Below are 6,000 nucleotides of genomic sequence, written 5' to 3'. Positions count from 1 at the left end.
GCTACTTCAGACCTTCCCTAACAGGCGATAGCCGAGCAGAAATAGCAACGGCCAGACAAAATAGTACTGCTCTTCAACCGCCAGTGACCAGGTATGCAGCAGGGGAACCTCGTGACTGCTGGATGAAAAGTAGCCATCCGTATCTTTCCAGAAGTAAAAATTCGAAAGTCCGAAGTAGGAAAACAATGCACTTCGGCTAAAGCCAATCAAATCGTTTGGTAATAAAACAAAAAAAGCGGCAATGCTTGTGCAGAAAATGACTACTGTCAGTGCAGGCATTAAACGCTTGATGCGGTTTAAATAAAAACGGGTAAAGCTGAAACTGCTCCTTTCGGCCTGAGCGGCAATGTTTTGTGTAATAAGAAAACCTGAAATCACAAAAAAGACATCGACCCCTATAAATCCACCCCCAAAACCAGAAACCCCAACGTGGTTAAGTAATACAAGCAGCACAGCTATTGCTCTTAGACCATCTATGTCACTTCTGTAATCCCTTTCCATGAATAAACATGCTCCGATGAGATGAGAACTTTCACGGCTGCTAAGTTAGTTCATGGCAAAAAAAGAGTAGAAGTTTTTTTGAGAATTAGATCAATTATTCGACATGTACTACGTGGTTAATTTATAAAGTAAACTACAAATAATGTGCGCTTAATATCTAGGACTATGTGATGTCAATATGGGTTGCAACGATTTTAATGAGTTATCAAATTGCCACTATATAAGGCGCAGCAGCTGATTGGTTCTCGTTGGTTTGGCTTTTAAAAAAAGAGTAAGAGGATAGGGTGAGGGAGCGGGCTGCTTCATCTTTGCGGCATACAAGATGTATTGGTCAAATGGCTATCATTGTTTAAGCAGGGTGAGTTTCTTTACGATGAAGGGCTCTATCGCACTGCTTTCATGGTGCGCGTCTGGTTAAAACTGAAGTCAGATGAGCCGTAGTGGCTGTCATGGCGTTTATCTGACCGATCATAAATGGAATTATTGAAAGAGAACTCAACCAAATGACGATGACCTTTGGAATTATATCGCTGTATATAATTTCGCTCTTCGTACTTGACCATGTCTTCAGCAAGACCACTATCCTGTCAAGTCAAGCGCTTTCACGATCTTCTCCGCTGGATGCACTCAGGGGCTTGCTGGCGACATCGGTCGTATGTTCCCACTTTTTTGTTACCTATAACTGGAAGGCAACGGGAGAGTGGGGCAGGTCTGATAATACCATCATGAACAATATGGGCGCGGTTCCCGTATCTATGTTCTTTATGATCACCGGATTCCTGTTTTTCGGAAAAATTTATAACAAAAGTAGTATTGACTGGAAAAGGGTTTTTAGCTCTCGAGTCAAAAGAATAATGCCTTTGTACGTTTTTGCTGTTCTAGTCGTAGCGGCTGTCAGTTTTTATCAGACTCAATTCCACTTGGTCAGTTTGCCTCAACTGGTGAAAGAAATAATACGATGGGGAATATTCAAGGGATCCTCCTTTAATGGATTTGAAGACAGCTGGTTGATCACGGCAGGTGTTCAATGGACACTAAAATACGAGTGGTTTTTCTATTTACTGTTACCGGTATTGGCAGCTCTTTTGAATCGCCAAGGCTATGGTTGGTATCTGGCTGGTTCTCTGCTTGTCGCCCTTGCTGTAATACCTGCACATTATTTTCACTTTATTGATGCGTCATTAGGCATTTTGTTTCTGGCCGGTTTCCTACCGGTGCTTGTTAAAAACCACCGTCCTCATTGGATTTCCAAGCTCAGGAGCAAACCTGCGGCGGTGCTTGCCGTGGTATTGATTGGTATCAGCATGGGGTTGGATGACTATTTTTCGTTGTTGCAAGTAAGCATGTTGGGCATAGCTTTCCTGATCATGGCGTTGGGAAACGATCTGTTTGGCCTGCTTAGTCGGCGCGGCCTCAAGACCTTGGGCGAGATCAGCTACAGCATCTATTTGCTGCATGGCATCGTTTTGTACGTTGTCTTTACGCTGTGCAATGGCTTTGCCGTAACCGGCGGAAGCGTTACCAGCTACCTTGCGTTTTTACCTTTTATCCTGTTGCTGGTGTGCGGTATTTCGACGATCACGTTTCTTATGATTGAAAAGCCATTTATCCTTAAGCCCAAGCAAGGCATTGAAGCATTGGCACCGCCTCCTTGATGAATTGTTAGTCGCTACGCGGCCTTGTGGGAGGTTGCTTTTTTGCGATCGGATCACAGCATAAAAAACCAGGGCATGCCCTGGTTTTTGTATGTAAGAAGGGCAGCCGCAAGGGCTGCCCGAATAGTCTTAGAAGTATTTTTCTATGTATTGAACACGTGGGCTGCTTTGAGCCTTCGACCATTGTTCGAGAAGCGTGCGGTACATACGTGACATGAACGTCTCGTCAGCCGCAGCGGTCTTGCCAACATAGCCTTTGCCACGATGATAGGTCTTGAAGCGAACCTTCATGTTCGGTTTTTCCTTCTCGAAGGCTTCCGGGTCGACGTTTGCCGGAAGCCGATCGATATGCACCTTGCCGGATGAGCAAATCCACAGGATGTGGTGATCATTTTTGTCCTTGCAGGAGGCATAAAGTTGTTTCAAGTCATCAAGGGTTGGGTTGTTGAGATCCATGATAGGGCTCCTCGTGAGACAGCTTCCGGTGGCACTCGGAAGGAAACGGTAAACAAGTCACTTACGGTAAAACCGGCCCGGATGGGCCGGAATAACGTTACTCGTCAATGGAACTGGTTCATGGTGTTGTCCTTGCCGCTCGCCTTGAGGGCTGCCTCGCCTGCGAAATATTCCTTGTGATCGTCCCCGATATCGGAGCCGGCCATGTTCTGGTGCTTCACACAGGCGATTCCCTGGCGAATCTCCTGGCGTTGAACGCCTTTTACATAGGCCAGCATGCCTTCATCAGCGAAGTAACCCTTCGCCAGGTTATCCGTCGACAGCGCCGCCGTGTGGTAGGTTGGCAAGGTAATGAGGTGATGGAATATCCCTGCCTCCCGGGAGCCGTCCCGCTGGAAGGTCCGAATTTTCTCATCGGCGATACGGGCCAGTTCGGTCTCGTCGTACTCTGCGCTCATCAACTTGGTACGGTCATAAGCCGATACGTCCTTGCCTTCGGCTTGCAGACTGTCAAAGACCTGCTGTCTGAAGTTCAGCGTCCAGTTGAAGGAAGGACTGTTGTTGTAGACCAGCTTGGCATTTGGAACGACCTCGCGGATGCGGTCAACCATGCTTTTGATCTGGCCAACGTGGGGCTTTTCCGTTTCAATCCATAGTAGGTCTGCCCCATTTTGCAGCGATGTCATGCAGTCCAGTACAACGCGATCCTGCCCGCTGCCCTGACGGAACTGGAATAGGCCGCTTGCCAGACGCTTGGGACGCAGCAGCTTTCCATCACGGTTGAGAATGACGTCTCCGTTCTTCAGTTCGGCAGGGCTGATCTCTTCACAATCGAGAAAACTGTTGTATTGATCGCCCAGGTCGCCCGGTTGCTTGCTGACGGCAATCTGCTTGGTCAGCCCGGCGCCCAGGGAGTCTGTGCGAGCGACGATAACGCCGTCATCTACTCCCAACTCGAGGAATGCGTAGCGAACCGCATTGATCTTGGCCAGAAAATCTTCGTGGGGGACCGTGACCTTTCCATCCTGGTGACCGCACTGCTTTTCATCCGAGACCTGGTTTTCCAGCTGGATACAGCAGGCTCCGGCCTCGATCATCTTTTTGGCCAGCAAATAGGTGGCTTCCGCATTACCAAAGCCCGCATCGATATCGGCAATGATCGGTACGATATGGGTTTCATAGCTGTCGATCTGTTGCTGGATTACTGCAGCCTTGGCGTTTTCATCGGCTGCACGGGCAGCATCCAGCTCACGGAACAGGCCACCCAGCTCGCGTGCATCTGCCTGACGCAAAAAGGTATATAGCTCATCGATCAAGGCCGGAACAGCCGTCTTCTCGTGCATGGACTGGTCCGGTAGTGGGCCGAACTCCGAGCGCAACGCCGCAATCATCCAGCCTGACAGATACAGGTAGCGCTTGTTGGTGGTCTTCAGGTGCTTCTTGATGGAGATAAGCTTCTGCTGGCCGATAAAGCCGTGCCAGCAGCCCAGGGACTGGGTATATGCCGAGGAGTCGGCATCGTACTCAGCCATGTCTTTGCGCATGATGGCCGCGGTATAGCGCGCAATATCCAGTCCGGTCCTGAAGCGGTTTTGTATCCGCATCCGGGCGGCATATTCGGGGTTGATAGCGTTCCAACTCTTGCCTGCTGTTTCTCTCAAGGCTGCGATGGCATTGATTTCATTTTGATAAACGGACATGGGGTCAATCCTTCTCGGCTGAAAATGACTTTCGAATAGTTTTTCCTACCGTGACCTGCGTGCCGCGTATAAGCGCAGCACTGGGCTCAACGTCGAGTGCGACTGAAGGAAGCGAAACAGCAGACAAGACATCTCTAGTGATACACCCTGCAGGGATACCGCTAAAGACGAATACCTTGGATCAGGTCGTTCACCTGATACTGACCGAACCGCTGGGGTCATCTAACCGTTTCCGTACAGTTACAACTCTATGTAGTGCTTTATGGGCAGTTACTACAAAGGATGGCCCGAGGGTTACCCGGAGCGCAGCCAGAAGGCCTTTTTGGCCTCTTTCTAGCGAAAGCAGGGTCAGATTGCATGACCTTAAAAGGGTCGTCAATGCTTTTTTGTAGTGAAATTATATTTGTACTACAAAAGTAGTAGTGATCAGACGATGCGGCTACAACCCAGCGTTCATGCACCTTTTAGGGTGAAGGGGCATCCTGCTTTTGACTGATAAGTCACCTGGAAGCATGGAGTTTTGTGCCGCTGAAGGAGAAAACGAAGAGGGAGTGGCTCTAGGGTGAGGGCGGGCACTTTACAAGTAACGCCGCAGGCGATGGTCTAGTTTGCTCATTTCAACCCTTGCGACATGGCTATCAAGGCTGGATGCCGTCCTTTGATCCAATGGACGATGCTATCGGAACGATGTCAGGGCAAAGCAGTTCTTAACGTCATACCTTTGAACACTGCTGGAGCGTTCACTATGCAAGAGGTTGCAGTCACTCATCACAAGAGGCGTGCAAATGGCATTCTCCAGCATTATGTGGATGCCGGTAGCGGGGCGCCCGTCGTGCTGTTGCACGGCTTTCCTGAAACTTCCTACGCTTGGCGCCAACAGATCCCGGTGCTGGCGCAGCACTATCGCGTTATTGCGCCTGATCTAAGAGGTTATGGTGAGACTGAAAAGCCGTCGACAGGCTATGACAAGCGCACCATGGCCAATGACCTGTGTGCCCTGTTGGATAGTCTTGGGATAGAGCGTATAGCTCTGGTAGGCCATGACCGCGGTGCACGTGTTGCTACGCGCTTTGCCAAGGATCATCCGCAGCGGCTCGAACGTCTGGTCGTTATGGACAATGTTCCAACACGAACGGTTTCCACCCAGATGAATGCAATCATTGCAAAGCACTATTGGTTCTTCATGTTTCATCTGGTGCCTGATCTTCCAGAACGTCTCATTTCAGGCAAGGAGGACATATGGCTTCGACATTTCTTTTCCGATTGGTGCTACGACCCCACGACGATTACGGGCGAAGCCTTTGACCATTATGTCCGGGCTTATCAAATGCCAGGTGCGGTCCGAGGTGCCATGGCCGATTACCGGGCTAATGCTGAAGACCTAGCGCAGGATAATGAAGATGCGGACGTGAAAATCAGCTGTCCGACATTGTCACTCTGGGGCGCTAATTTCGAAGCAGTAGGCAAGTTGTTCGATATGCCGTCCGTATGGGCAGAGCTGGCCACAGACCTAAAGACCGTTGCCATCGACCAGTGTGGTCATTTACCCCATGAGGAGAGACCCGAGCGCGTTAATGAGCTATTGCTGGAATTCCTGAAGCCTTGGAAGGGCTAGCCCTGATGACCTCATGAGAAAGGTCAGGCTGCGAACCGCCTTGAGAAAAAGTACCTCGTCTCATTTCTCCCAA

5 protein-coding genes are annotated in these 6,000 nt (G+C 49.6%); 2 read left to right on the top strand and 3 right to left on the bottom strand.

Going from position 1 to position 6,000, the window contains the following annotated elements:
* Window positions 1-6 precede the first annotated feature (6 nt).
* Window positions 7-501 (bottom strand): acyltransferase family protein, encoded by a 495-nt coding sequence (locus B3729_RS11830; protein WP_286787990.1) that lies wholly within the window; start codon window positions 499-501, stop codon window positions 7-9.
* Window positions 502-1,004: 503 nt separating this feature from the next.
* Between B3729_RS11830 and B3729_RS11825 the strand changes: the two genes are divergently transcribed.
* Complete coding sequence (locus B3729_RS11825) at window positions 1,005-2,156, top strand: acyltransferase family protein (protein ID WP_181123519.1); 1,152 nt, start codon at window positions 1,005-1,007, stop codon at window positions 2,154-2,156.
* 129 nt (window positions 2,157-2,285) lie between these two features.
* On the opposite strand, the gene B3729_RS11820 is transcribed toward B3729_RS11825, so the two are convergent.
* Complete coding sequence (locus tag B3729_RS11820; RefSeq protein ID WP_010798964.1) at window positions 2,286-2,612, bottom strand: hypothetical protein; 327 nt, start codon at window positions 2,610-2,612, stop codon at window positions 2,286-2,288.
* Between the two features lie 104 nt (window positions 2,613-2,716).
* The gene (locus B3729_RS11815) at window positions 2,717-4,312 is read right to left on the bottom strand and encodes an isocitrate lyase (protein ID WP_286787989.1); all 1,596 of its coding nucleotides are present in this window, start codon (window positions 4,310-4,312) and stop codon (window positions 2,717-2,719) included.
* Between the two features lie 745 nt (window positions 4,313-5,057).
* Here B3729_RS11815 and B3729_RS11810 point away from each other — a divergent pair.
* Entirely contained in the window at window positions 5,058-5,927 is an 870-nt protein-coding gene (locus B3729_RS11810; RefSeq protein WP_125888829.1) for an alpha/beta fold hydrolase, read from the top strand.
* The last annotated feature ends 73 nt before the right edge of the window (window positions 5,928-6,000 follow it).

Origin of the sequence: Pseudomonas sp. UBA3149, from assembly GCF_002364655.1 — a bacterium.
In the GTDB taxonomy this organism is placed as follows: domain Bacteria; phylum Pseudomonadota; class Gammaproteobacteria; order Pseudomonadales; family Pseudomonadaceae; genus Chryseomonas; species Chryseomonas luteola.
This window is presented reverse-complemented; position numbering and strand designations above follow the sequence as displayed.

Coding starts and splice junctions, on each gene's coding strand:
- B3729_RS11830 (WP_286787990.1), bottom strand. CDS start 501: ATGGAAAGGGATTACAGAAGTGACATAGATGGTCTAAGAGCAATAGCT.
- B3729_RS11825 (WP_181123519.1), top strand. CDS start 1,005: ATGACGATGACCTTTGGAATTATATCGCTGTATATAATTTCGCTCTTC.
- B3729_RS11820 (WP_010798964.1), bottom strand. CDS start 2,612: ATGGATCTCAACAACCCAACCCTTGATGACTTGAAACAACTTTATGCC.
- B3729_RS11815 (WP_286787989.1), bottom strand. CDS start 4,312: ATGTCCGTTTATCAAAATGAAATCAATGCCATCGCAGCCTTGAGAGAA.
- B3729_RS11810 (WP_125888829.1), top strand. CDS start 5,058: ATGCAAGAGGTTGCAGTCACTCATCACAAGAGGCGTGCAAATGGCATT.